Raw genomic sequence first — 231 nt, 5'->3', positions numbered from 1 at the left:
TAATGGTCAGTACTGTACCATCCTCGTTCAGGAACGAGCTGACCTGAGCTTGCATTTCAGCCGTCAGACCATCGCCACTCAACAGAGAGCTGTGTGTGCCGGTATTGTTAAACAACACGGCATTACGAACCGTTTGTCCATACACAGACGCTGTGGTCGGAGCCAGGCTCATGGTTTGCAGCAACGGCAGGGTGCCACCAAACGGCGAGTAAGGCAGCAGGATACTGGTGC

1 protein-coding gene is annotated in these 231 nt (G+C 54.1%); it reads right to left on the bottom strand.

Translation table 11 applies throughout. The features are described 5' to 3' along the window. Positions 1-231, bottom strand: a 231-nt coding sequence (locus tag ACYP03_RS28365; protein WP_459782987.1) for a hypothetical protein, incomplete at both ends; no start/stop codon positions are given.

The sequence above is a fragment of the Photobacterium sp. R1 genome (assembly GCF_054600795.1).
The sequence above is the reverse complement of the archived record's forward strand: the minus strand, read 5'-3'. Positions and strand labels throughout refer to the sequence as shown.